Origin of the sequence: Aeromonas fluvialis (genome assembly GCF_000819885.1) — a bacterium.
Lineage (GTDB): Bacteria > Pseudomonadota > Gammaproteobacteria > Enterobacterales > Aeromonadaceae > Aeromonas > Aeromonas fluvialis.
In genome coordinates, this window is the sequence record NZ_CDBO01000040.1 from 35,744 (window position 1) to 60,958 (window position 25,215).

Consider the following 25,215-nt stretch of genomic DNA (forward strand, 5'->3'; position numbering starts at 1 on the left):
TCGGGTCAACTTAGTAACCGCTGGTGTTGGCCGGCTTTTCGCCGTGACCCAGGGTCGCCAGCAGGCTGGCCAGCAGGCTGGAGGCACCAAAGCGGAAGGTACGGGCGGATACCCAGTCCTTGCCCAGGATCTCTTCGGCCATGGCGAGGTACTGACCCGCAACAGCAGCGTCTTTGACGCCACCGGCAGGCTTAAAGCCCACTTTCGGGTTCTTGGCCTTGATCACTTCCATCATGATGCGGGCAGCGATCGGGGTCGCATTGACCGGCACCTTGCCGGTGGAGGTCTTGATGAAGTCGGCACCGGCATCGATGCAGATCTCGGAAGCGCGACGGATCAGCGCCTCTTCTTTCAGCTCACCGGTTTCGATGATCACTTTCAGCAGCACATCGACGCCACAGGCCTCTTTACAGGCTTTGACCAGATCAAAACCGATCTGTTCATTACCAGCCATGAAAGCGCGGTACGGGAACACCACGTCCACTTCGTCGGCACCGTAGGCGACGGCGGCACGGGTCTCGGCTACGGCGATCTCGATGTCGTCGTTGCCGTGCGGGAAGTTGGTCACGGTCGCAATGCGCACGTCGGCTGCGCCGATCTCACGCAGGGTCTTGCGAGCGATGGGGATAAAGCGGGGATAGATGCAGACGGCGGCAGTCAGGCCAGCCGGTGACTTGGCCTTGCGGCACAGATCGATCACCTTCTGGTCAGTGTCGTCATCGTTCAGGGTGGTCAGGTCCATCAGGTTCAGGGCGCGCTGAGCGGCCAGTTTCAGATCAGTCATTCTGTTCTCCAAAGTCTCGATTTAATCCACATAACCGGGTACCACCAGACCATCCAGCGATGGATGCGGCAGTCATCCCCTGCTATACAGGAATAGAATTACAGTGCAAAAACATCGGCACTATCGGGATGCTATGCAAAGCTCCCTGCAGGCACTGCGACTGTAAATAAGGCAAGAGCCCTGTCACTTTCTTACAAAAGTGCGGACTTGGTTCCATGAAGACTTGAGAAAGGCCGACAACATCTGACCTGACTTCCCAATCAATTCCATTTGACCGCCAACACCCGATTTCATCGAGTATTAGTCATTGCCAGCACCCTGCTGGCAACGCCTATTTCAGCCGAGATACCCCCTGTTTGCAAGCCGGATTTGCCAATTTCAGAGATAACTCACATCTGGCAAATTCCTGTCTAAAAAAGCCTTACGAAAAGAAGCGAGTCAGGATCCAAGAGTAGGCCAATCCCCCCAGATAGACCCCGACGATCCCCATCACCCCGGACAAAACGGGAGGCGCCGGGATCGGCAATTTGAGGAAAGAAAACAACAAACCGACAATAAAACCCGCCACCATCGCCAGTAGCACTTCATTCATATAACCTCCGATTTGACTCATTTTTATTATTAGTTTAGATAGGAAAACGCTTGTCACCGATCCATACGCAAACGCCACGGCAGATGCCGTGGCGTTTGTGTTTATACCCTGTCTGTCAGGCGGCTATTACATAGCAGAGAGAGCCAGGAAGAAGCCTGCGATAGTGGCAGACATCAGGTTGGACAGAGAACCGGCCAATACGGCTTTCAGACCAAAGCGTGCAATGGTGCCGCGGCGGTTCGGTGCCATGGACCCCAAACCACCCAGCAGGATGGCAACAGAAGAGAGGTTGGCAAAGCCACACAGAGCGAAAGAGATGATCGCCTTGGTGTGCTCGGACATGGCAGCGCCATTGATCAGCAGCTCATCTTTCAGGTACGGAGCAAAGTTCAGGTACGCCACGAACTCGTTCACTACCAGCTTCTGACCGATGAAAGAACCGGCAACCACAGCTTCACTCCAGGGCACACCGATCAGGAAGGCCAGCGGGGAGAAAATCCAGCCCAGGATAAGCTCCAGAGAGAGCTCTGGCATGCCAAACCAGCCACCCACACCGGAGAAAATACCGTTGATCATGGCGATCAGGCCGATGAAGGCCAGCAGCATGGCACCGACGTTCAGGGCCAGTTGCATACCGGCAGAGGCACCGGCAGCAGCAGCGTCGATGACGTTGGCAGGCTTGTCGTCCAGCTCGCCATCGGTAGAGCTTTCGTCGTAGTTCGGGGTCTCGGTTTCGGGCACCAGCAACTTGGCGAACAGCAGACCACCCGGAGCGGCCATGAAGGAGGCAGCAATCAGGTACTCCATCTTGACGCCCATGGAGGCGTAACCGGCCAGTACGGAGCCGGCGACGGAAGCCAGACCACCACACATGACAGCAAACAGCTCGGAGTCGGTCATCTTGGAGATGTAAGGACGAACGACCAGCGGGGCTTCAGTCTGACCAACGAAGATGTTGGCAGTCGCAGAGAGGGATTCGGTACGGGAGGTTCCCAGCACTTTCTGCAGGCCACCGCCCAGCAGCTTGATCACCACCTGCATGATGCCCAGATAATAGAGCACTGCAATCAGGGAAGAGAAGAAGATGATGACCGGCAGAACACGGAAGGCAAACACGAAGCCACCGCCACCGAACACTTCAAACATCTTGTTGCTGACCAGACCACCGAACAGGAAGTCGATGCCGTTCTGGCCATAGCTGATCACACTGGATACTGCGTCGGATACGCCCACCAGAATATCGCGACCTACCGGTACATAGAGCACGAAAGCGCCCAGACCGACTTGAATTGCGAACGCGCCCGCCACGGTACGTACGTTAATTGCCTTGCGATTGCTGGAGAACAGCACCGCGATAAGGACGAGCGTTGCCATCCCCACCAGACCCATGATTAAGCTCATTATTATCTTCCTCTAGTAGCACCTATCTTGTTAGCAACTTGTAATACAAAGCCGCTAATCAAGGGGAGCGCATTATACTAATTAAAGGCCTTTAAAATAGAATGCTGGTCACATTTTATCGCTATCAAAATGCCTGACTGTCACAAAATTAGACAGCAAACGATTTTTACGCTCGTTTTTTTTCCTGATAGCTTAATCGCATGTTGCCAAATTGTTTTGTTGGCATTGATCGTGATGGAAAAGTCGCTGGGCAGTCTCAAATAACACCTTCGCAACATCTACCGATGATTCCTCCCGCAATGTCATCAATATTTCCGCTATTCTCGGCAGTGCCTCAGGGGTATTTCGGGTACCTTGCTCACCCTGCAACGGCATATCGGGCGAGTCGGTTTCCAGCACCAGTGCCTCGAGCGGCATGGCCTGAAATACGTCTCGCGTCTTGCTCGCCCGCTCAAAACTGATTACCCCGCCTACCCCGAGCCGAAAACCCAGCTGCCAGAATGCCTCCGCCTGCTGCAAGGAGCCGCTAAAGGCATGGATCACCCCGCCACGTGGCGGCTTGAAGCGGCGCAACAGCTTGGCCACAGTGTCATTGGCGCGTACCGAGTGGATCATCAGGGGTAGCCCGGCATCGGCTGCCAGCCGGACCTGAGCCTCAAATAGCGTATGCTGCCCCCCCTGCGGCACGTGAGAGCGCAGGTCCAGCCCACATTCGCCAATGGCCACCAGCCCGGCAGGTTGGCTCATCACCAGCGTTTGCAGTCGCTCTATCACCCCCTCCCGCTGCTCACCGGCATACCAGGGATGAATACCCAGGCCATAAAATAGGCCGTCATACTGACCTGCCAGCGCCATCACACGAGTCCAGTTATCCTCCGCGATGGCAGGAATGATATACTCCGTCACCCCTAATGCCCGACAGCGAGCCAGCAACGCTTCCCTGTCCCGGTCGAACACCGGAAAGTCGAGATGGCAATGGGTATCTATCAGCTGCATATCACTCTCGCCTGTTTGCGGTATTTAATGGGTCATTGAACACGATGAACAACAGAAACTACGGCTTTACCCTGATTGAACTGGTACTGGTGATCATAGTACTGGGGATCCTGACCGTCACCGCCCTGCCCCGCTTTATCAATATCAAGGATGATGCCCTGAAAAGCACGGTTTCGGCGACCGCTGGCAGCTTTGCCAGTGCAGTTCAGCTGGCAAATGCCGGCTGGGCGGTGAAAGTTCAGGGACAAGCGATCGCGCTCTATAACCTGAGCAGTTTTGGCAACAGCACGATAGATATCAACCGCTATGGCTGGCCGGCGGGGACAAAAGAGGATTACTACAAGCCGGTAGACACGCACTATCAGGCTGGCTCTGGCAACCATATCTCGGTCAATAATTCTGATGATTGCAAGTTACTATTTACCAACCTGCTAGAGGGCAGCCAAACTGTTGCCCCCGCAGATCTCAACGGGGGAGTTATTCCAGAAGGGGTTGATTACTTGTCTATCGAGATTAAAACGAACCATAAAGATGAAGATGAACCGAACGAAGAACACCATAACTGCCGCTATATCCTGCGCGACTCAATGGGCCGCTTCCAGACTGGCTCGGAGTATGAAAACGGCCTCGGCTTTGAGTACAACAGCGTTACCGGTGCCGTGACCCGCAATTTTCAGTAAGTGAATCATCGCGACCGGAATGATGTTCTGTCGTTTGCTCCTCATCATAACGAACCGGTGTGCAGCAGCGCCGGTTCTCCTGAGTGAGCCCCCACTCCTCGCACCATGCATCGTAACGGGCCAGCCAACGTAGCAATACGCCTTTCATCGTCACACCTCCGCCAACAGATTCAGGTCAAAAACCATCCTAATCAGAGTCGGCAAGGGGAGCAAGTCATCCCCACTATCGCTATCGGGCGAGATAAAAAAGAGCCGATCAGCATGGCTGACCGGCTCTTTTAACATTCCCTGAAGAGGTTATCCGATGAGCGACAGCTCATCAGCCTCACAGACTCTTCAGCTTCTCTTCCGGCAGGGCCAGCTCGACGTTGTGGTTGACGCCGATCCCGCGCTCCAGCACATGACGGGCGATGGCGTGCGCCTCTTCCAGCGAGTGCATGCTGTAGGTGCCGCACTGATACTCGTTCAGCTCGGGGATTTTGGCTTGATCCTGCACGGTCAGCACGTCGCTCATGGCCGCCTGCCAGGCTGCGCCAACACGGGCTTCGTCCGGCGCGCCAATCAAGCTCATATAGAAACCGGTACGGCAACCCATGGGGGAGATGTCGATGATCTCCACGCCGTCACCATTCAGGTGATCACGCATAAAACCGGCAAACAGGTGCTCCAGCGTATGGATACCGCGCTCGGAGAGGATCTCCTGGTTCGGCACACAGAAACGCAGGTCGAACACAGTAATGGTGTCCTTGTTCGGGGTCTGCATGGTCTTGGCCACACGCACCGCTGGCGCTTCCATACGGGTGTGGTCAACGGTAAAACTGTCCAATAACGGCATTTCTGACTCCTGCTTTGGTTACCAGAACCAGCCCCCGCGCGAGAGCTGATCCTTGCATTGACGGTACTGAGCGCCGTAGCGCTGGGCGCGAGCTTCCACCTTGCGCGAGGTCTTCATCAACCACCCCTTGCTGCGATAGCTGCCACGCCGGTAGCCCCCCCACCCTTCGTGATAGTTGAGGTACTGGCCATAGGCATCCCACTTGGAGGTGCCATTGAGCCGCTGGGCTTTGTTAGTGTACCAACCCATAAAATCGATGGCGTCGGCAAAGTCATCGCGGTCACTCCAGCTGTTGCCGGTTTCCCGCTGGTAATCAGCCCATGTTTCATCTTTGACCTGAGCATAACCATAAGCCGAACTGGCCCGCCCGGTCGGGATAAAGAGAAAATACTGCATCGGCGGCTGGGCATCGTGCACGAAGGAGGACTCCTGATACATCATGGCCATCACCACTTGGATCGGTGTCCCCCACTTCTCGTTCATCTTGAGCGCGGCCTTGTGCCACTCCGGCTTCTCGCGAAAGATCTGGCACAGATTCTCCGGCTGGGCCGGTGGACGGGTACTGCAAGCAGTCAGGCCCACCAACAGGCTGGCCACCACTACGAGGCGCGTCCAACCTGCCGCATGAGGTCGTTGCTCGTGCTCCCGATTATCTCGCAACATGGCCAAGGTCAAATCGCGTCTTCGTTCTCTTCGCCGGTACGGATACGAATGACACGCTCCACCTCACAGACAAAGATCTTGCCATCACCAATCTTGCCGGTACGGGCGGTGTTCTGGATCGCTTCCAGACAGGCATCGAGATCCTCGTCCTGCACCACCAGCTCCACCTTCACTTTCGGCAGGAAGTCGACCATATATTCGGCACCGCGATAGAGCTCGGTGTGGCCCTTCTGGCGGCCGAAGCCTTTGACTTCGGATACGGTCATGCCGTTGATGCCGATCTCGGCCAGGGCCTCGCGCACATCGTCCAGCTTGAACGGTTTGATGATGGCTTCAATCTTCTTCATGGTGACTCCTTACCAGTTCTGTTTACCGAACCCGGATGTGATGGGGTAACGGCGATCCTTACCAAAGTTGCGAGCCGTAATACGGGGCCCGACTGCCGCCTGACGGCGCTTGTATTCGTTGAGATCCACCAGGCGGATCACCTTGCGTACCACTGCCTCTTCGAAGCCCTCCGCCACCATGTCGGCAACCGAAGCATCCTCTTCCACGTAACGCTTGAGGATCGCATCGAGGATGTCGTAAGGGGGCAGGCTGTCCTGATCCACCTGATCCGGCGCCAGCTCCGCTGAAGGCGGGCGATCGATAACCCGCTGCGGGATCACGTAGTCAACCGAGTTGCGATATTCGCACAATTTAAAGACCAGCGTCTTGGGCACATCTTTGAGCACATCAAAACCGCCCGCCATGTCGCCATACAGCGTGGCATAGCCGACCGCCATTTCGCTCTTGTTGCCAGTGGTCAGCACGATGCGGCGACGCTTGTTGGAGAGAGCCATCAGCAGCACACCGCGGCAGCGGGCCTGCAGGTTCTCTTCGGTGGTATCGCGGGCGGTGCCCTCAAACAGCGGCGCCAGTTGGGCCATAAACCCTTCGAACATCGGCTCGATGGAGATGATGTTGAACTCCACCCCCATCCGCTCGGCCTGCTCTTTGGCATCTTCCACACTCATCTGGGCGGTATAGCGGAACGGCATCATCACCGCCTGCACCTTATCTGCTCCGATGGCATCGGCCGCAATGGCAAGCGTCAGGGCCGAGTCAATGCCGCCGGAGAGGCCCAGCACGGCGCCAAGGAAACCGTTCTTGGTGACATAGTCACGCACCGCCAGCACCAGCGCCTGATAGGTCTCGGCCAAGGGCTCAAGCGGCGCAGCCGGTTCCCGCTCCTTCACCGGCTGACCATCGGCAAAGCGCACCAGCGCCAGCTCTTCGGCAAACGGGGCCAGCTTGTGGGTCAGCTCGCCCCGGCTGTTGAACACCTTGGAGCAGCCGTCGAAGATCAGCTCGTCCTGACCACAGACCTGATTGAGGTAGACCAGTGGCAGGCCGGTCTGATCGCAGCGTTCCGTCATCAGTTCACGGCGGATCCAGGGTTTCTCCTGATCGTAGGGCGACGCATTGATAGTGAGCAGCAACTCGGCACCCGCTGCCTTGGCGGCCAACGCCGGACCCGGCTGCCACAGGTCTTCGCAGATCAGCAGCCCCAGCTGGTGACCACGGAACGGCACCACGCAGGTCTCGCTAGCAGCGGTGAAGTAGCGCTTCTCGTCAAACACGCCGTAATTGGGCAGGTCCTGCTTGAAGTAACGGGCGATCAGTTTCCCCTGCTCATAGAGAGAAGCCGCGTTGTAAAGCGCCTCCCCTTCACGCCAAGGGTGCCCCACCAAAATGGCACAGTTACCCTGCCATACGGCAATACGAGCCAGCGCGGATTCGACCCGGATCATCAGGTCGGTACGCAGCAACAGATCTTCCGGCGGATAGCCGGTCAGGGCCAGCTCGGGGCAGACCAGCAGATCGGCACCTTGCCGCTCGGCCTGAGCTGCCGCAGCGAGCACTTTGTCAGTGTTATCTTCGATGGCGCCTACCGTCAGATTCAACTGGGCAAGCATCAGAGAGAGGGCTTTTGCCATGGCGATGCATCTTGAATTCGAAAATGATGGGGAATGATAAAGAAAAGGCGCTGGCTGTGCCAGCGCCCCGGATTCAAGGGGTGCAACTTAAATTGGCTGCGTTGGATACACCGTTGTCCACCAACAGGGCACAAGGACCAGTAATCACCTGACCGTTGGCGGGTGGCGTCATGGCAATGCTGAGGGAGGCAGGCTTCAGCAAATAGGTTGTACTGCCCTGAGCACTGTAAGAAAAACTCACCACCAGACTGCTGTTTTGTGCCGCCGTGCAAACATAGGTAGCTGGCTGGTTGTTGGCCTGGGGCTTGTCGATTCGGCAAGTGGCCCCCGTGGTGGTGGTGGTCAAGCTTAACCCGTTAAAGGTGTTTTTGTTGCATGAAACAGGATCAGTATTGTTACCGTTACCTTTCTCCAAACATTCGATCCGTCCCGATACCGTGAGAGTCGGAACCGTCTGGGAGCTGGTATCGACCGAGATAGGCATGGTGGCGACCTTGGCCTCACTTCGATCTACCGGTGAGATAAGTGAAGCTGTGATCCCCGAGTTACCTTGGTAGGCCGTCACCTTGATCGATGCACTTTGCAACACGTTGGATGCATCCTTGGTGCTCTTCTTGGCGGACAGATAGCCACGGCTGTAGCTACCAAAATAATAGCTGCCAAGATCAACGACTGTCTTGACCGGCTCGTTGGTCACACCGACATAGTCAGAGGCACTGCCAGTCAACTGGCCACTCAATGGCACCAAGCTCCACTCCGCCAGCATGGTCAGATTGATGTCCTGAAACGGGACCTTGGCCAACAGATCCTGAGAAGTCAGATCGAGCTTCGAGAGACTGTCCGGCGAGAGCAGATCCACGTAGATACCTCTGGCAATCAACTGGGCGGTCCCCGTATTCATGGTGATCTTGGTGCTGGTATCTCCCCCTGTCGCAGCATTGGCAGGCAACCAATCCGCAAATTCGGTGATCGTCGGCGGCGTGGCCGTGGAGTTTGCGGTCCAGTTGAGGGTGTTTTTCTGCCAGGTGATGTAGGTAGTAACCACGTACTTGATGTAGTTCTGGTAGCTGGTCTGGTTTGCGGGCTTGGCAAGAAAATCAGCGCTGGTCACGACAACTTTGATCAGGTTCCAGTCCGGCAGCGGACGATAGTAACCATCAAGTCTGACAAAGCGGCAGGCATCCACATAATCGCCACTATTGACCGATGAGAGGCCACTGTTGTAACGCAGTCGACTGGTATTGAGTGGAGCGTAAAACTGTTCGAAACTGCTGCCGCTGCCATCGAAGTGATCCTTGCAGCAACTGGTGCAGAGACTCGGTTGATCTCTGACACTGCTGTTGAGTACCCCGGTCTGCTTGGTAACCTGGGAGCCCACGTTCCAGTACAACAGATTGCTGCTGGTCAAAATGGCCTTACCGGGCAGGTAGGCATTGACACTCGAGCCATAACTGCAGGAACAGGAGACCGATGCCAGATCCTGCAGCACCTGTTGGGTATTGCCACCATTGTCTGGCTTATAGGTAACAGTCTCGAATTGCACCAGTTTGCCAACAGCACCATCCTTGGAGGTCACGGTGGGCAATGGCTTGCTGGTCTCTTGCTTGCGCCCTTCTTGGTCAATCTCGATGGAAATGACATCGGGCGCAACCCCAGGGGTATAAACCACATGGGGCGGTTCACGACTGGTATCCAACCCCCCGTTAAACTGATTCTGGGTTAATGACTCAACAGGCGATACCGCACCGGAAAGCAACAAGGAATGGGACTGCCCGACGCTGTCGCTCCAACCCACCGTCACATTGATGACCTTGCGACCCGGATAGGTGTAGAGATACCCCGCTGGGGCCGAGGCTGACCAGCCCGTCCCATTCCAGTACTGATTACTGACGGTCCAACTAAGGGCATAAGTCCCACCGCCATCAGGAGGTGTCGCCGAACTGGAGCCGGCCGCAATACTGTTATAAGCAGTAAGCGGTGAAACCGCGCTTACCACTCCATTGAAGGTACGAAACGCATCCAGCTTTGACTCCGCCAGCCGCATGGCTACCTCATAACGGCGGCTATCCTGGGAGGTATTGAGCAACGAACGAGACATAGCCACCAGTCCTGCGACCCCCACACCCAGCAGCACCAGCGTGATCAAAATCTCCAACAGCCCAAATCCCTTGTGCGGTTTCATAGATGCTCCTACCAGTCCCGCCAACTACCGGGCACCAAATTAATGCGCTGAAACGCAGCCCCATTTTCGATATTGCTCAACACCGCCTGATCATACTTGGCATCGAAGGTTCCGTTGGCCGTCTTGCCCAACTGATAGTTGGCTACTACGGCGCCGTTGACGATTGCTCCGCCCTTCAGGCTGACGTCGGTGGTGGCGGTAGCGGGCGTGGCTGAGTAGGCGAACACCAGCCCGTACAGGGTCGCATTCCCGTTCACCATCAGGTTACCGTTGCGTATGATAAGCACGACCGGCGCGGCGGTCGAACCGATCGACCCACCCGGTTTGCAGTCTCCGTCGACAATAATAAGGCCGCTCGAGGCGGTCGACAGTGAATCGCAATTGGTCAGCAGTTGCACCGCCCGCGACTCCAGATTGGCCCACCCCGTAGCGTCGTCATTCTCGTTGAACAGATACCAGACCAGGTCTGTGGGGAATGCCGTATCGTTGTCTTTGATATCCGACTGCTTATCACCCTTCTGGCTTATGTTGGCGCTGCACCCGCCGCTGTAGTCTCCCTGGTGGCAAGTCTGACCAGAACCATTGGTCAAATCCACATTGCCATTCGTCCAGACAGATAACGGAACCCCTGGCCCCCCCCCGTTAGGGTTGGCCACCACAGTGAAGTTGCCGGATACTGCCATACCACCGGCGACAGTCAGAGGGGCCGCGGGTGTACCGGCCAATACGCTTATCTTGATGACCTTCACCTCAACCTCGGCATTGGCCGTACTGTCCACTAGGGTCGCCATGGCGCGCACTTTAACCGGCACGACATTCGCTCCACCGACTACCACTGCCGGTTCATCCTGAGCCTGCAGGGTATAATTGCCTGCGGATACGGTGACAGAAACCCCGCTGCTAGGGGTACGCCAAGTGGCATCCTGCGCCAGCCGCCCGACCCCGTCAGAGAGACCCAGCTCGGCCAGTGCCAACGCCTGCCGGTACTGTACTTCATTAAGGCTGACACGACGGTCTGCCACCATCAGTTTGCCCACCAGCAAGGAGATGCCGAGCAGGATCAGGATAAGCAGCAGCGTAATAGTGAAGGTGGTAAAGCCAAGATGACGTTTCATGGCATCAATAACCATCGTTGCGCAGCTTGATATCGCGCTGCAGGGTGAGTTTGAGTGCAGAGTTCGCCTTATACTGGCCTGAGATAGCTAGTTGCACCGTTCTAGCGCCAGCCGAGGCGCTGCTGCCAAGCAGTGAGAACGTCAGAGCAGTCACCTCAATAGTGTTGTCTGTGCTGAGCAGGTTGCCAGTGCTGCAACTGGTGCCAAGTTGCACCCCTTTGTCAGCGCTGTCATAGCTGTAGATAAAGGTTTCATCAGCGCCAAAAGAACCGTTGTTATCATCATCGTATTTCAGTCTGATACAGCGATAAATCTTGGAGCCACTGACGGTCTCATTCATCAGATCGCTGCTCGTATCGAAATAAAATGGGGATCTGGCTCCCGATGCAGCCCCAAGAAATGCGGTAGCCCCCTGATCGTAACCGGTTCGCTGCACATCACGGGCAATCATATCGGTGATGGCCTGCAGCTCCTGATTCAGACGGCTCACCTGCATGGTGGTATGATTTGCCTTGATAATGGTGGCAAACAACGACGTCACCGCAGCAACCAAAAATAATCCTGCTACCATGGCTACCATCAGCTCTACCACGTTAAATCCTTTTGGTGTCCTCAACATGCCGGCACCCCGCTGACATTGCTGACACCGCAGGTACGCACGCGTCCGACATTATTAGTTTTGACCTGCATGGAGTAGGTACCGGAAGAAATGGCGATATTCCCAGCAGCCATTGTGGCCCTTCTGGGTGAGATACCAAGGGGTCTGACATTGGTTGCCGATTCACTGTAACTGGCCACCAGGCTGATACCGGGATATTCACTGGCATCGGCGCCTTTACGTCCCTCAATGCTTGAACAAGAGTCGTTACAGCTGCTGCAACTACCATCAATATGAATTCGATAACACCAGTTACTGGTGCCGCTGTTGAAGATAATAAACTGCAAGGTACGATTACGTTTGATCGCCTCTGACTTGAGCAGCATCACATCCGTGTAAACGGCTTGGGTAGCCGCCTTGACCATCTGCTCCTGGCGCAATGACTGATAACTGGGGATGGCTACGGTTAGCAGCAGGGCGACCAGAGCCATGGCGATGATCAATTCAATCATGGTAAAACCGGCGGCTCTGCCCTCTGTGCATTCCATTAGCTCAAGACTCCTTTCTTTTTGCATGCCAGTAGAACGTTCTGTCAGTACTATCCTATAGTATCAACCTCTTTCACAAATCATGCTGCTCATGAGAATCAAACAATCTGGTATCACTCTGCTGGAACTGATGGTCGTCATCGCCATCGTGGCTATCATTGCGTCCATTGCTTACCCCAGTTTCACAGATGGGCTACGCAAGTCCCGCCGAGCCGAGGCGTTCAAGGGGTTGCTCAGCATGCAACTCAAACAGGAGGAGTTCCGGATCTCCAACACCACCTACAGCTCCAACCTAAACCAAGTGGGCAGTCCGGTCAGCGATTACTATGACTTCTCCATTTCCGGGGCTAGCGCCACCGCCTACACCCTGATTGCCACCAGCAAGGGGGCCCAGGTCGGCGACAAGGCTGGCAACACCAGCTGTGATAGCTTGACGATCAACAAGGCCGACACCAAGACCCCAGCCGATTGCTGGTAACAGGCGACCGTTATCGACGTCCTACCAGCACTCCGCCGCCGTCATGGTGGCACCTGACACCCCCTGCAGCCCGCTCTGGTCGAGGGTCAACAATCCACAGGGATCGCCATTCATCGTACCGGTCGGAATGGCGGTCAGGGTATAACGGGCCCCACTGGCATTGAGCGCTACATTGTAATACGCAGCCCCCCCATCCCTCGGCAGGGTCGCCAAGCCGGCAGAGGCTAGGTTACCGGCGTCGTAATTGCCATTGGCAGTAAACTCCCGCTCCAGATATTGCGCCGCTTCCAGCAACACTGCCTTGGCTTCGGCCCGCTTGGCAGCCGCCATATAGTTGTTGTAACTGGGATACGCGATCGCGGCCAGAATGGCGACCACTGCGACCACTATCATCAACTCAATCAGGGTAAAACCACGTTCCATGCCAACCTCTACTCCAGTTGCAACCAGGACTGGCGGCCACCCAGATCGCCTGCCCCCTCTTCCAGCGTGACCGAGATATTTCCGCTGGAGCCGCTGATATATTTGCGCTCCATCTCGGCATCTTCCACTACGCTTGGCGTCGTGGTGAGCTCGTCAAATTGCTTGCCGCTGACCGGCACCTTGATGTCATTGCCAGCGTCATCCTTGATCGCGACGTAGTCATCATCGTTAACGGCTCCGTCGCCATTGACGTCGAATACCGAATAGGTAAGACGGGCGCCAGAGATAGGATCCAGCTCCATCAGCCAGGAGCGGCCACCAAAGTCACAGGCATCCGCAGAAGGTATCAAGGTATTGAAGATGAGCCGCTTGTGGCGGTAGAGCATCTCTGAGACCGCCCGCTCCCCGATCCCCTTGCTCAGCCCGGGTGATTTCAACACCAGATACCAGCCCTTCTGGCTGGTGTAATTGACATCCCTGCTGGAGGCCACCCGCACATCGAACTTGATGGTGGTACCATTGGCCACAAACTCATGGGTGATGCTCTGCTGCAACAACTGGCTACGGCTCACCTCCGCCCCCGTATCCCAGATGCCATAGACTGCCTCCAGCCTTGGATTGGTGGGTAATGACTTGTCATCGTTGGTGAAATAGCTGCCCGTCCCCAGCAACACCATGATCCCCCCTTTGGGATGGCGGATCGCCAGTGGCCGCATGGTAATGGGTTGGCGTGTACTGGTCGAACAGGTACCGTCGCAGGCCTGAAACAGCGGCTTGGGTTTATTGCCAACCTTGAACGCAACTCCCCACTGTGCGCTGTTATTGTCGGTCAGATCGAATTTCCACAGATTGCCGTGCAGGTCACCGGCATAGACATAGTCGACCACCCTGTCCCCGTCTTGATCTACCGGCAAGGGGGAAGATAGACCGTTGGGCTCGCTGGCCGAGCCCACCTGGGTATCGATTTCCTTGATGACGGCGCCGGTCGCCAGATCCAGCACAAACAGCCGGGCGGTCTGGCTGGTGCTGTTGTAGCCGTTGGCCACCAGGGCAACCCACTTGTTGTCGGCCTTGACCCGCACCAGCGTCGGGGCTGCCAACGCGATCCCCATCTCGGAATGGGTGAACTCCCACAGCATCTTGTCAGCGGTGAAGTTGTTCGGTGCAGTCACATCGATGGCAAATACTGCCTTGCCACCAGCGCCAGTGGATCCCAGCAAGATACTCTTCCAGCGACTGCCCAGATAGGCATCTCCCACCTTGGGCGTTCCATCCACAAAGTAACGATGGCTGTAATTCGGTCTGGTCAACTGATGCAGCTCCCCCAGCAGGCTGGCCGGGATATAGGCCAATCGCTCGACACCATCAGCCACCCGAAAGCCGTGCAGCATGCCGTCATTGGCACCGACATAGAGCATGGGCGTGCGGCCGGTGATCGCAGTCGAGCCCAGAAAAGCCTGATAACTCTCCCGCTCGGTCTGGGTCAGACCGGCGGCACTGCTGTAACCGTAATCACGCTTGCCCACATAGACGGGATCCGAATTGATGATGTCGCCGAGCAGATCGCTGCGATTGCGAAACGCCCCGCCATTGCGTTGCTCCCCAGCGGGCTCACCGCGCAGATAGGCGACACGACTTTCCCCAAGGTTGTCGCCAGCAATATTGAACAGGGCACGATTGGTCGCATTCAGCGTATCCCAACGGAAAGGAATGCCGACGCCACCTTGCAGGGTATAGATATTGCGTGCCGAAGGCTCGGGGATCAAGGTAGCGGCATCCCAGGCAATCTCTCCAAGGGAGCCATCGCTGTTAAGCGGGATCGAGACCAGTTGACCCGACCAGTCGCCACTGTTGTAGCGGGCCTGATAGATATGAGTATTGCTATCCAGCCGTGTGGCGTTGGCCGTTACCGAACTGGCTGAGCTGTTACGCGCAGCAATCTGTGCCAGGGTGCTGCTCAGGGCTGCGGCAAAGGTATCGGGGTCGGCCGCGCTGAAGAAGCTGCCTTTGCTATTGACGGCGGCATGCCACAAATCATCGATCTTGTACTCCGGAATATAGGTCGAATTCTTATACTCCCCGTCAGCCGGGTCATGAGGGTTAGGCCAGCGACTCGGGATACCGTTTGACGGATTGAGCGACCCATTGACCCCGAGCCCTACGGTAAAGTTGACCAGATGCTGCCAGTTGGCAGAGTCTGCCGTACTGGTCGGCACCTTGTTGGCCAGGTCGCTACGCAGATCCGTCTTCCAGTATTTGTAGGCCACGTCTGCCAGGGTGTTCTTGATGCCATCCTGGTCCTGATCGCCGACCGAGGGCGAATCACCGTTCCAGTAGCCATCCGTCATCAGAATGTTGTAGCTCTGGCGGCAGGTCAGATGAGGAAGTGTGCTGCCGGCATGGGCAGACCAAGGGCCGTTATCGTCACTGCGGGAAAAATAATCCCCTACCTCTTTCAGACTGGTGCGCAGCGGTGTCCCCTTCGCCGGAATGTCGCGGCCATACAGCTCACCAAAAAAAGCGGTTCGATCAGTACCTGAAAAAGGGGTTACACCTCGGATCACGCTGCCACTGGCATTGATAGTGGCAAAGCCGACCCGAATGGTCTCCCCTTGGCTGGCGAAGGCTCTTCCTACTCCGGCCCGGGCCGCCAGGATCCGCGAACGATAATAGGTGTACCAGTTGGCAAAGTTCTGAATTTCCTCGTCATAGGTACAAACGGGCGCATTTTTGCAATCACTGCGGTTTGAGCTCCCGCTGTAGGTGCTGCCAGGCTTTATCTCGACCCGGGTATAACTGCCCACTTTCTTCACATCACCACTCCCCTTGTAGGTGAAGTAGACTGCAGGAAAGAAGGTCTCGTCATCGTTGTAATCGGTAGAGGAGAACTCGGTGTAGTATCGCAGGGGCTTGGAACGGATGCTCTTGGTCAGATCACGACAACCTGCGGCGAGATTGAGAGGATTGTGCGGAGCGCAGGTGCTGTCGGCCTTGTCCATCAAGGTGCCATCCGCATTAGCCCAGGGGCGATAGGTCAGCTGCGGGTTGTAATAGAGCTTGTTGTTATGGCTAGAACGGGTATAGGCATTGCGATTACTGCTCGCGGTAAAGGTCACGGTGCGATTAGCATAATCCTCACTGCCATAGACCTTGCTTGCTCGTGGGTAAATATAACGTGCGTCATTCTCTATAAGTGATTCCGGCATGATCTCAAAATGCATCGAGCCCGAATCATCCAAGGTAAACATGATATTGGGTTCGGCACGAGTACCGAGATATAGCGGAACCTGGGCAATATCGAGCGCCGCCTGCGCCGAAGCACAGCAGAGCATCATCGAGAGTCCAAAACCGAGTTTGCTCATACCCCGCCTCCTAGCGACTATAGGTCGATTGCAACAGCACCCGGCTCTCGTCCGAGAGACCAAATCCCCTTGCTGTGATGCGATAGAGACGGCGCTCGCTGATGGGCTCATCGACCGCCAGATTCTCGCTGCCCCCTAGGGTATAGGGCAACCGTTCGATAAAGTATTCGGGGGCACGCCCCGCCAGACCGCTGCTGGCATAGGTGCGCCAGGATGTGGAGGGTGATGCGGGATCCACCGCGGTATCGACAAATTCATACAGGCCCGCGCTGTTGTCATAAGGACCCGAGTTGCCAGCCTCGATATAGCGTTCGGCGGCGCGCAGACCAGCCTCTGCCGCCTGCAGCGCTTGCAGCGCCTCCTTCTGGTTGCCTGCCATCTTCTCCTGCAGCTGCGCGCCCCGCATGCCGGCCATGCCCAGCAGGCTCACCATGACCAGAAAAATCAGGCTGATCACCAGCGCCATCCCCTGTTGTCGATGCATCATGACTGGGCTCCTCAAGGTAACCGATTACGCAGCGCGACCGTAGTCTCGGCTACCCAGTACCAGTTGCGATCGGTCGCCTGGAAGGTGGCGCCGGCAAAGCTCAGAGCCTGCGGGGCCGACACCACATTGCCCTGATTGCTGCGCATCAGAAGCTGTACCCCAATTCCCAGCACGTTGTCCCAGTTTGGATTGCTGGCGGCGCTCACATAGCGATCCGTCGCCCGATCCCGGTTCTGATCCTCCCCGAACGTGAGCTGCATATTGGCAACCCCTTCAATGAGGGGCATGCCGACGGCAACTCCACTCTTGCGATAGAGGGCATAGGGACTGCTGGCCGAAGGGCGGGCGATATAGTAGAGGCGGGTCTCCACCCTGTTCAGGGTCGAGCCTGGCCCGAAGCGCTCCTCGACCGGGCTGCTTGCACCGCCCCAGGAGCTGGTGGCATTGCCCGGTGTGTATTTGTTGTCATTGGAGTGGCCGATATTGACCTCGTCACCCCCGCCAATCACTTGGGTCTGGGTGATCTGGAAGATCCTCGCCTTTTGGCAATCGGAGACCATAACGATATCTCCCTCGCACAGATCGCTGTAACCCTGCTTGCCGGTGCCGCAATAGTCCACCTTGCTGGAGAGATGCTGGACAAACAGCTGGGCTGCGCTATTGTTGCGCACCACAGGGACACCGACGCCGGCCGGCCCTTGTACCAGCAACACATCGCTATCCGGCATGGGCCTGGGCTCGGATCCCGTAAACAGGGCAGAAAGAGGGGCTGGCAAGGTGGCCGTCACATTGTCATAGCCACGCAAAAAGGTGGTGAAGTTGTAGGGCAGTGCCGCGTTGTTGTTGAGGGTATTGGTAATATTGACCCCCTGTTTGCTAAGACACCCCTGATAACCCACCATCCGCAGTTCTTTTTGCAGCAGATTGATCGCAAACCGGCTGTCTTCCTGTACACGGGCAATGGCCTCGCCAGTGAGATAGGTTTTGTGATTGCCGAGAAATACCTGAATGATGACTCCCACCGTCACCAGTGACAGCACCAGGGCGATCATCACCTCGACCAAGCCGACCCCGTGTTGGCGTGGTGGCAGACCAATCCTGCTCATAGGTCAGTCCTCAGGATCATGCTGCGCAACGCGGGGTCTGTCGCCAGTCGGCTGCTATCCCACTGAATGGTGATGGTGGCCCTTCCGGCGCTAACCGCCACGGCACCATCGCCACCTGGCAGCTCGTTCAATACCCGCTTCCAGTGCAATAAGTCCTGTACCGCCATGGAGCTGCCCGAGACCGTTTCGCCCAGAGCGATGTTGTATTGCCCGATCAGGGCCGCGCTGCGATTAGCCCGCATCATGTCGTTGATCATGTAGGCGTACTGGGTCGCTTCGGTGCGCGTCAGGGCAGACTGATTGCTCTTGAGTGCCTGCAACTGCAGGGTCGCCATGCCCAGAATGCCGATGGAGAGCACCAGCACCGAGATCATGATTTCAAGCAGTGACAAGCCCTGTTGTCGTGTCATGGGCAACGCACCTCGGCGATGGAAGGGCGACCTGCCGCAGTGATAGTAATATCGCGGGCCGCCTCGTTGCGACACCCTTCAGGGCGCAGGGCAAACACCTGCGATACCTGGGAGCGGCCATCGAGAAAACCATCACCACTGAAGCGCAGCAGGGAGGTATTGCTACTCAGGGTAGCTGTCTCCATATCGGAGAAATTCCGCAGCAACTCGCCGTTATCGAGCCTGCCGTTGCCATTGCCATCGACCCAGATCTGCCAACCGGCCTCCCAGTGATGCTGGGGCAGGTTATCGGCAGAGGCGGAGAGGATCACTACCATGTTGCGGCGAATGGCTTCTGAGCGAGCAAGGTTGATGGCCGCGACAAAGTTGTTGGCCTGAGTATTGAGAGAAATGGTGCGCAGCAAAGCGCTGAAGGAAGGAACCCCCAACGTGAGTAACAAAGAGACGAGCACTATGGTCACCATAAGCTCGATAAGGCTAAAACCTGAACGCAAAAACATCCTGTTTCGCTCTGATTTGTACCGGGAGGACAGACACACTCCATGTGTGCTCAGCCAGAGTAAGGGCTTGCAGACAAGTCTATGCCGGGCACTTGGGGTTTCAATCCTGTCTATTCAAAATTTCGAGCTACATCATCAATTTTCGCAGCGATCTGGTCGTGAACATGCACAAAGGACTCGATGGAACCTATAATAAAAAGCCACCTCGATGTGAGGTGGCTCTGGCAATAAACGGGTATCCGGCGGGATAAGACGGGTCAGATGATCCGCAGCTCCGGCGGCACCTCAAAGACTACGTTCTCTTCACGGCCGGGATGCTCGGCGACGACCTTGCCACCCAGCTCGCGCAGGCGGGTGATGACGCTTTGCACCAGCACCTCGGGGGCAGAGGCGCCAGCAGTGACACCGATCGCCTTCACCCCTTCCAGCCAGCTTGCCTCTATCATCGATGCATCGTCGATAAGATAGGCCTTGGTGCCCACCTTTTCGGCCAGTTCGCGCAACCGGTTGGAGTTGGAGGAGTTGCGAGACCCCACCACCAGCATGGCGTCCACCAGCTCAGCCATCTCCCGTACCGCATCCTGACGGTTCTGGGTGGCGTAGCAGATATCGTCCTTGCGCGGCCCCTGGATCTTGGGGAAGTGCTTGCGCAGCGCATCGATCACCTCGGCAGTTTCGTCCATGCTAAGGGTGGTTTGGGTGACGAAGCAGAGATCATCCGGGTTCTTCACCTGGAGTTTGGCAACGTCCTCCGGCGTCTCCACCAGATACATGCCCCCCTCGCGGTTCTCGTATTGCCCCATGGTGCCGATCACCTCGGGATGGCCGGCGTGACCGATGAGCACAGCTTCGGATCCCTTGCGGCTGGCGCGATGGACCTCCATATGCACCTTGGTCACCAGCGGGCAGGTGGCATCGAACACCTTGAGGGCGCGGGACTTGGCCATCTCGCGCACCGTCTTGGCCACACCGTGAGCAGAGAAGATGACGATGCTGTCATCCGGCACCTCATCCAGCTCCTCGACGAACACGGCCCCCGCATCCTTGAGCTTGTTCACCACATAGCGGTTATGAACCACTTCGTGGCGGACATAGATGGGGGCGCCAAACTTCTCCAGCGCGCTCTCGACAATGCTGATGGCGCGATCAACTCCGGCGCAAAAACCACGAGGGTTAGCGAGCAGAATATCCATTAGTGCACCTTCTCCTCGTCATCAACCCCCAGGATCTCCACCTCAAAGGTGACGGTATGGCCGGCCAGGGGGTGGTTGAAATCGACCGTGACCGACATTCCGGCCACCGCCCGGACGATGCCCGGCAGCTCGCTGCCGTTGGGCTGATCGAACAATATGATGGTACCGACCTTGGGCTCCACCTCGGCGCCGAACTTGGCGCGATCCAGATGGTAGATATTATCCGGATTGGAGAGGCCAAACGCCTGCTCAGGTGCCAGCGTGAAGCTCTTGCTCTCCCCCTCGTGCAAGCCAAGCAGGCACTGCTCGAAGGTGTTGGTCAGGCTGCCATCGCCCATCCGCAGGCGGGCCGGTTTGCCGTGCAGCGCAGTGCTGTCGGCAACCGAACCATCTTCCAGCTTGATGGTGAAGTGGAACAGCACGCTGCTGTCAGTGGTGATCTGCTGGCTCATGCCTGCTCCTTTTTCTCACCCCGGAAACCGTCCAGCACTATCATGGCGGCCCCGATAAAGATAAAGCTGTCAGCAAAGTTGAATGCCGGCCAGTGAGCGGTGCCCCAATAGAAATCGAGGAAATCGACCACATGACCCAGCACCAGCCGATCAAAGACATTGCCCAGCGCACCGCCGATGATGAGCGAATAGGCGATGCCGCTCCAGCGCTCGGTAACGGATTGCTTGCGCAACCAGTGGGTCAGCAAGCCACAGATGGCAAACGCCAGCACGGCGAAGAACCAACGCTGCCAGCCCCCCTGATCTGCCAGAAAGCTGAATGCGGCGCCCTTGTTGTAGACGTGCACCAGATTGAAGAAGGGGGTGATCTCCACCCCCGGGTAACCAAATGGCAGCAACTTGACCACGGCGATCTTGCTCGCCTGGTCCAGCACAAAGGCCAACACCGCCAGCCACAGCCAACGCAGGCCGCTTTTATGTTGAGTCATGTTCATCAGGCAAATTGACGCGTTTCGCCGTCACCCTCAACGTTGGTGACACAGCGGCCACAGATCTCTTCGTGACCAGCAATGGTGCCCACGTCTTCCACATGGTGCCAGCAGCGGTCGCACTTGGCGGCAGCAGACTGGGCCACGCAGAGCCACAGGTCATCACGCTCGGTCGCAACAGAACCGTCGGGCGCACTGTCGGCCACCACAACCTTGGCCTTGGAGGTGAGCAGCACGAAGCGCAGCTCATCAGCCAGCGCGTTCAGACGCGCAGCCAGCTCCGGCTTGGCGAACAGGGTCAGTTCGGCCTGCAGGGAGCCACCGATGCGCTTCTCGCCACGGGCCACTTCCAGCGCCTTGTTCACTTCACCGCGCACGGTGAGGATCTCGGCCCAGAAATCATCGTTGAGGGTTTCACCCGCTTCCAGCCCGAACAGGCCGTCGTACCACTCCTCGGTGAAGACGAACTCACCCCGCTCACCCGGCAGCAGTGCCCAGATCTCGTCAGCGGTAAAGCTCATGATCGGCGCCATCCAGCGCACCATGGCCTCGGCGATGTGATAGAGGGCGGTTTGACATGAGCGACGGGCCAGGCTGTCAGCCTTGGCGGTGTACTGGCGATCCTTGATGACGTCCAGATAGAAGGAGCCCATCTCGATGGAGCAGAACTGCATCAGCTTCTGGGTTACGCCGTGGAAGTTGTACTCGTCGAATGCCGCCATGATCTCGGCCTGTACCGCTTTGGCACGACCCACAGCCCAGCGATCCACCACCACCATGTCGGCAGGCGCCACCATGTCGGTCGCCGGATTGAAGCCGTTCAGGTTGGCCAGCAGGAAGCGGGCGGTGTTGCGGATACGACGATAGGCGTCGGCAGAGCGCTTGAGGATCTCATCGGAGACGGTCATCTCGCCGGTGTAGTCAGTGCTCGCTACCCACAGACGCAGGATATCGGCACCCAGCTTGTTCATCACGTCCTGCGGGCTGACCACGTTACCGATGGACTTGGACATCTTGCGACCCTGGCCATCCACGGTGAAGCCGTGAGTCAGCACCTGGTTGTACGGGGCCTTGTCTTTCATGGCCACACCGATCATCAGGGAGGACATGAACCAGCCGCGGTGCTGGTCAGAACCTTCCAGATACATGTCAGCCGACTTGCCGTTGAACTCGGGACGGGCATCAACCACCGATGAGTGGGTTGAACCCGAGTCGAACCAGACGTCCAGGGTGTCAGGCACCTTGTCGTACATGTCGGCATCGCTACCCAGCAGCTCGGCCTTGTCCAGATCCCACCAGGCCTGGATCCCGGACTGCTCGACCCGCTTGGCCACTTCGTGCATCAGGCGCACGGATTCCGGGTGCAGTTCCTGAGTCTCCTTGTGAACGAACAGGGAGATGGGCACACCCCAGGTGCGCTGACGGGAGATACACCAGTCAGGACGGTTCTCGACCATCGCCTGAATACGGTTTTTACCCCAGGCCGGCACCCAGCCGCTCTGGCCGTGCTGTTTGATACCGTCCTTCTCGATACGCTCGATCTCTTCCAGCGCACGCTGGCGCAGACCTTTCTGTTCCATGCTGATGAACCACTGCGGGGTGGCACGGAAGATGATCGGTGTCTTGTGACGCCAGCAGTGCGGGTAGGAGTGGTTGAACACCTTGTGATGCAGCAGGGCACTGCGCTCGGTCAGCACTTCGACCACAGAGGCGTTGGCCTTGAATACGTGCTGGCCAGCAAACAGCTCGGTATCCGGCAGGTACACGCCATTGCTGCCCACCGGATTGGCGACTTCCAGACCGTACTTCTGACCGACCACAAAGTCTTCCTGACCGTGGCCAGGGGCGGTGTGGACAGCGCCGGTACCGGCATCCAGGGTGACGTGATCACCCAGTACCACCGGCACGTCGAAGCTGTAGAAGGGGTGGTTGAAGCGCAGCAGCTCGAGTGCCGCGCCCTTGGCGTAGCCCAGATTGTGGAACTGCTCGATACCGGCACGATCCATCACGTCCTTGACCAGCTCGGCGGCCATGATCAGGCGCTCGGGGTGCTCGCCTTCAACCTGCACCAGCGCATAGTCGAGGTCGGCGTGCATGGCGATGCCGCGGTTGGCTGGCAGGGTCCACGGGGTGGTGGTCCAGATCACCGCAGAGATCTGGCCTTTGCCGGTGTGGCCTTCGGCACAGTCAAACTTGGCGGCAACGGTCGCCTCATCAACGGCCTTGAAGCGCACGTCGATGGAGGGGGAGTTTTTGTCGTAGTACTCCACTTCGGCTTCAGCCAGCGCGGAGCCACAGTCGGTACACCAGTGCACCGGCTTGGAGCCTTTGTGCAGGTGGCCGTTTTCAACGATCTTGGCCATGGAGCGGATGATGTTGGCTTCGGTGCCAAAATCCATGGTCAGATAGGGATGTTCCCAGTCGCCCAGCACACCCAGACGGATAAAGTCGGTTTTCTGCGCATCGATCTGGGTCTTGGCGTATTTGCGGCACTCGGCGCGGAATTCGGCAGCGGAAACCTTCTCGCCCGGCTTGCCGACCATGCCTTCCACTTTCAGTTCGATAGGCAGACCGTGGCAATCCCAGCCCGGCACATAGGGGGAATCGAAACCGGATAGGCCCTTGGACTTGATGATGATGTCTTTGAGGATCTTGTTGACCGAGTGACCGATGTGAATGTTGCCGTTCGCATAGGGGGGGCCATCATGCAGAATGAAAGAAGGCTTGCCCGCTTTGGCGCGGCGAATAGCGCCGTAGAGATCCTGATCGTACCAACGTTTCAGCATGTTGGGTTCGCGCTTGGCCAGATCGCCACGCATCGGAAACTCGGTTTCCGGAAGATTCAGGGTGTGTTTATAGTCGCTCATCAGTCCTGGGTTCCCTTCTTTGCTAAAAGAGTGCTGGGTAAATTGAATTGTGGCAGCCCGAACCAGGCTCGGGCCGCCAGGGCATCTCGTTCGATCTGCTCTTTCAAGGCAGTGAAAGAGGCAAACTTCTGCTCTTCGCGCAGCTTGTGGCGAAGCAGCACCTTGACCTGCTGACCATATAGATCACCAGAAAAATTAAATAGATGTACTTCCAATCTGGCTTGAGTACCGCTCAAGGTCGGCCGTACACCCACATTGGCGACACCGGGGAAGGTCTTGCCGGAACATATCACTTCCACCGCAAACACGCCACCGACCGGGATTACCTGGCGCTTGAGGGCCAGATTGGCGGTGGGAAAACCTATGGTGCGCCCCAGCTTGTCGCCGTGGGCCACCCGGCCGCTGATGGTATAGGGACGGCCAAGCATCAACTCGACTTCCGCCATCCGGCCTGCTTTGAGCGCCTCACGCACCAGGGTGCTGCTGACCCGCTGCCGTTCCAGCTGGAAGCTCTGGGTGCTGATCACCTCGAAGCCGAAGCGCTGACCCGCCTCCTCCAGCAGGTGGAAATCCCCTTGTCGCCCCTTGCCAAAGCGAAAATCGTCGCCGACCACCAGATAGCGCACCCCGAGTTTCTCCACCAGCAACTGCTCGATAAAGCTGGCGGCCGCCTGTTCGGCAAAGCGGTGGCTGAAGCGCACGCAGAGCATGCGGTCGATATCCAGCCCCTGCAGCGCTTCGTACTTCTCCCGCAACCGGCTCAACCGGGCGGGCGCCGCCGTGCCGGCAAACAGCTCCAGCGGCTGCGGCTCAAACAGCATGACGCAGGCGGGCAATCCCAGCTGGGCCGCTTTCTCCTTGAGACGTGCCAATACCGCATGGTGACCCTGATGAACCCCATCAAAGTTGCCAATGGTTAATACACATCCCCGGTGACGGGGCTTGAGATTGTGAATGCCGCGAATAAGCTCCATCAGTGCCTTGTGCGTTGCTGCCATGGAAATCGGCGGATTATATATCAGGCAGCAGGCAGGGTCAGCCCTCATAGCCTGATTTCAACTATCCGGAGCCAATCC

Annotated in this window: 25 protein-coding genes; 2 read left to right on the top strand and 23 right to left on the bottom strand. The window is 57.3% G+C overall.

Annotation, left to right across the window (positions count from 1 at the left end):
- Nucleotides 1–10: 10 nt before the first annotated feature.
- From deoC to BN1125_RS08685, 4 genes are all read right to left on the bottom strand, one after another.
- Nucleotides 11–784, bottom strand: coding sequence for a deoxyribose-phosphate aldolase (gene deoC, locus BN1125_RS08670; protein WP_042011834.1), 774 nt, complete (start codon nt 782–784; stop codon nt 11–13).
- A 421-nt stretch (nt 785–1,205) separates the two neighbouring features.
- A complete protein-coding gene (locus BN1125_RS08675; RefSeq protein ID WP_005340467.1) occupies nt 1,206–1,376 on the bottom strand; it encodes a XapX domain-containing protein in 171 nt (56 codons plus the stop codon).
- A 126-nt stretch (nt 1,377–1,502) separates the two neighbouring features.
- Nucleotides 1,503–2,777, bottom strand: a complete 1,275-nt coding sequence (locus tag BN1125_RS08680; RefSeq protein ID WP_042011837.1) for a NupC/NupG family nucleoside CNT transporter — start codon at nt 2,775–2,777, stop codon at nt 1,503–1,505.
- Between the two features lie 192 nt (nt 2,778–2,969).
- Complete coding sequence (locus BN1125_RS08685) at nt 2,970–3,773, bottom strand: TatD family hydrolase (RefSeq protein ID WP_042011838.1); 804 nt, start codon at nt 3,771–3,773, stop codon at nt 2,970–2,972.
- A gap of 44 nt (nt 3,774–3,817) precedes the next feature.
- Between BN1125_RS08685 and BN1125_RS08690 the strand changes: the two genes are divergently transcribed.
- A complete protein-coding gene (locus tag BN1125_RS08690; RefSeq protein ID WP_042011839.1) occupies nt 3,818–4,453 on the top strand; it encodes a pilus assembly FimT family protein in 636 nt (211 codons plus the stop codon).
- A 325-nt stretch (nt 4,454–4,778) separates the two neighbouring features.
- Here BN1125_RS08690 and luxS read toward each other — a convergent pair whose 3' ends face one another.
- The 8 genes from luxS to BN1125_RS08730 all read right to left on the bottom strand — a co-directional run bounded on the left by luxS (nt 4,779) and on the right by BN1125_RS08730 (nt 12,373).
- A complete protein-coding gene (gene luxS, locus BN1125_RS08695; protein WP_042011840.1) occupies nt 4,779–5,288 on the bottom strand; it encodes an S-ribosylhomocysteine lyase in 510 nt (169 codons plus the stop codon).
- Between the two features lie 18 nt (nt 5,289–5,306).
- Nucleotides 5,307–5,951 carry a transglycosylase SLT domain-containing protein gene (locus BN1125_RS08700; RefSeq protein ID WP_042011978.1) on the bottom strand — a complete coding sequence of 215 codons (645 nt, stop codon included), beginning with the start codon at nt 5,949–5,951 and terminating at the stop codon, nt 5,307–5,309.
- A gap of 8 nt (nt 5,952–5,959) precedes the next feature.
- Nucleotides 5,960–6,298 (bottom strand): nitrogen regulatory protein P-II, encoded by a 339-nt coding sequence (glnB, locus tag BN1125_RS08705; RefSeq protein ID WP_005308848.1) that lies wholly within the window; start codon nt 6,296–6,298, stop codon nt 5,960–5,962.
- A 9-nt stretch (nt 6,299–6,307) separates the two neighbouring features.
- On the bottom strand, nt 6,308–7,930 hold the full coding sequence (locus BN1125_RS08710; protein ID WP_042011841.1) for an NAD+ synthase: 1,623 nt from the start codon (nt 7,928–7,930) through the stop codon (nt 6,308–6,310).
- A 73-nt stretch (nt 7,931–8,003) separates the two neighbouring features.
- On the bottom strand, nt 8,004–10,112 hold the full coding sequence (locus BN1125_RS08715; protein WP_042011844.1) for a type IV pilus modification PilV family protein: 2,109 nt from the start codon (nt 10,110–10,112) through the stop codon (nt 8,004–8,006).
- Nucleotides 10,113–10,120: 8 nt separating this feature from the next.
- Complete coding sequence (locus BN1125_RS08720) at nt 10,121–11,227, bottom strand: PilX N-terminal domain-containing pilus assembly protein (RefSeq protein WP_042011979.1); 1,107 nt, start codon at nt 11,225–11,227, stop codon at nt 10,121–10,123.
- 4 nt (nt 11,228–11,231) lie between these two features.
- Nucleotides 11,232–11,819 carry a PilW family protein gene (locus tag BN1125_RS08725; RefSeq protein ID WP_042011846.1) on the bottom strand — a complete coding sequence of 196 codons (588 nt, stop codon included), beginning with the start codon at nt 11,817–11,819 and terminating at the stop codon, nt 11,232–11,234.
- A gap of 20 nt (nt 11,820–11,839) precedes the next feature.
- Nucleotides 11,840–12,373, bottom strand: coding sequence for a GspH/FimT family pseudopilin (locus tag BN1125_RS08730; RefSeq protein WP_042011848.1), 534 nt, complete (start codon nt 12,371–12,373; stop codon nt 11,840–11,842).
- A 91-nt stretch (nt 12,374–12,464) separates the two neighbouring features.
- Between BN1125_RS08730 and BN1125_RS08735 the strand changes: the two genes are divergently transcribed.
- Entirely contained in the window at nt 12,465–12,851 is a 387-nt protein-coding gene (locus BN1125_RS08735) for a type IV pilin protein (RefSeq protein ID WP_042011981.1), read from the top strand.
- 21 nt (nt 12,852–12,872) lie between these two features.
- Here the strand turns inward: BN1125_RS08735 and tppA are convergent, their stop codons facing one another.
- The 11 genes from tppA to ribF all read right to left on the bottom strand — a co-directional run bounded on the left by tppA (nt 12,873) and on the right by ribF (nt 25,113).
- Nucleotides 12,873–13,274 (bottom strand): type IVa pilus pseudopilin TppA, encoded by a 402-nt coding sequence (gene tppA, locus BN1125_RS08740; protein ID WP_042011850.1) that lies wholly within the window; start codon nt 13,272–13,274, stop codon nt 12,873–12,875.
- A gap of 8 nt (nt 13,275–13,282) precedes the next feature.
- A complete protein-coding gene (locus BN1125_RS08745) occupies nt 13,283–16,636 on the bottom strand; it encodes a pilus assembly protein (RefSeq protein WP_042011851.1) in 3,354 nt (1,117 codons plus the stop codon).
- Between the two features lie 10 nt (nt 16,637–16,646).
- Complete coding sequence (locus tag BN1125_RS08750) at nt 16,647–17,123, bottom strand: pilus assembly PilX family protein (RefSeq protein WP_156993230.1); 477 nt, start codon at nt 17,121–17,123, stop codon at nt 16,647–16,649.
- A gap of 11 nt (nt 17,124–17,134) precedes the next feature.
- Nucleotides 17,135–18,229 carry a PilW family protein gene (locus BN1125_RS08755; protein ID WP_042011852.1) on the bottom strand — a complete coding sequence of 365 codons (1,095 nt, stop codon included), beginning with the start codon at nt 18,227–18,229 and terminating at the stop codon, nt 17,135–17,137.
- Nucleotides 18,226–18,639, bottom strand: coding sequence for a type IV pilus modification protein PilV (gene pilV, locus BN1125_RS08760; RefSeq protein ID WP_042011853.1), 414 nt, complete (start codon nt 18,637–18,639; stop codon nt 18,226–18,228). Before pilV ends, BN1125_RS08755 begins: the two co-directional genes overlap by 4 nt.
- The gene (locus BN1125_RS08765) at nt 18,636–19,139 is read right to left on the bottom strand and encodes a GspH/FimT family pseudopilin (RefSeq protein WP_042011854.1); all 504 of its coding nucleotides are present in this window, start codon (nt 19,137–19,139) and stop codon (nt 18,636–18,638) included. The genes pilV and BN1125_RS08765 overlap by 4 nt, the downstream gene beginning before the upstream one ends.
- Nucleotides 19,140–19,396: 257 nt before the next feature.
- Nucleotides 19,397–20,332, bottom strand: coding sequence for a 4-hydroxy-3-methylbut-2-enyl diphosphate reductase (gene ispH / locus BN1125_RS08770; RefSeq protein WP_042011855.1), 936 nt, complete (start codon nt 20,330–20,332; stop codon nt 19,397–19,399).
- Complete coding sequence (fkpB, locus tag BN1125_RS08775) at nt 20,332–20,784, bottom strand: FKBP-type peptidyl-prolyl cis-trans isomerase (RefSeq protein ID WP_042011856.1); 453 nt, start codon at nt 20,782–20,784, stop codon at nt 20,332–20,334. The genes ispH and fkpB overlap by 1 nt, the downstream gene beginning before the upstream one ends.
- Complete coding sequence (lspA, locus tag BN1125_RS08780; RefSeq protein WP_042011857.1) at nt 20,781–21,278, bottom strand: signal peptidase II; 498 nt, start codon at nt 21,276–21,278, stop codon at nt 20,781–20,783. The genes fkpB and lspA overlap by 4 nt, the downstream gene beginning before the upstream one ends.
- Nucleotides 21,278–24,139 (bottom strand): isoleucine--tRNA ligase, encoded by a 2,862-nt coding sequence (gene ileS / locus BN1125_RS08785; protein ID WP_042011859.1) that lies wholly within the window; start codon nt 24,137–24,139, stop codon nt 21,278–21,280. Before ileS ends, lspA begins: the two co-directional genes overlap by 1 nt.
- Nucleotides 24,139–25,113 carry a bifunctional riboflavin kinase/FAD synthetase gene (gene ribF / locus BN1125_RS08790; protein ID WP_042011860.1) on the bottom strand — a complete coding sequence of 325 codons (975 nt, stop codon included), beginning with the start codon at nt 25,111–25,113 and terminating at the stop codon, nt 24,139–24,141. The genes ileS and ribF overlap by 1 nt, the downstream gene beginning before the upstream one ends.
- Nucleotides 25,114–25,215: the final 102 nt, after the last annotated feature.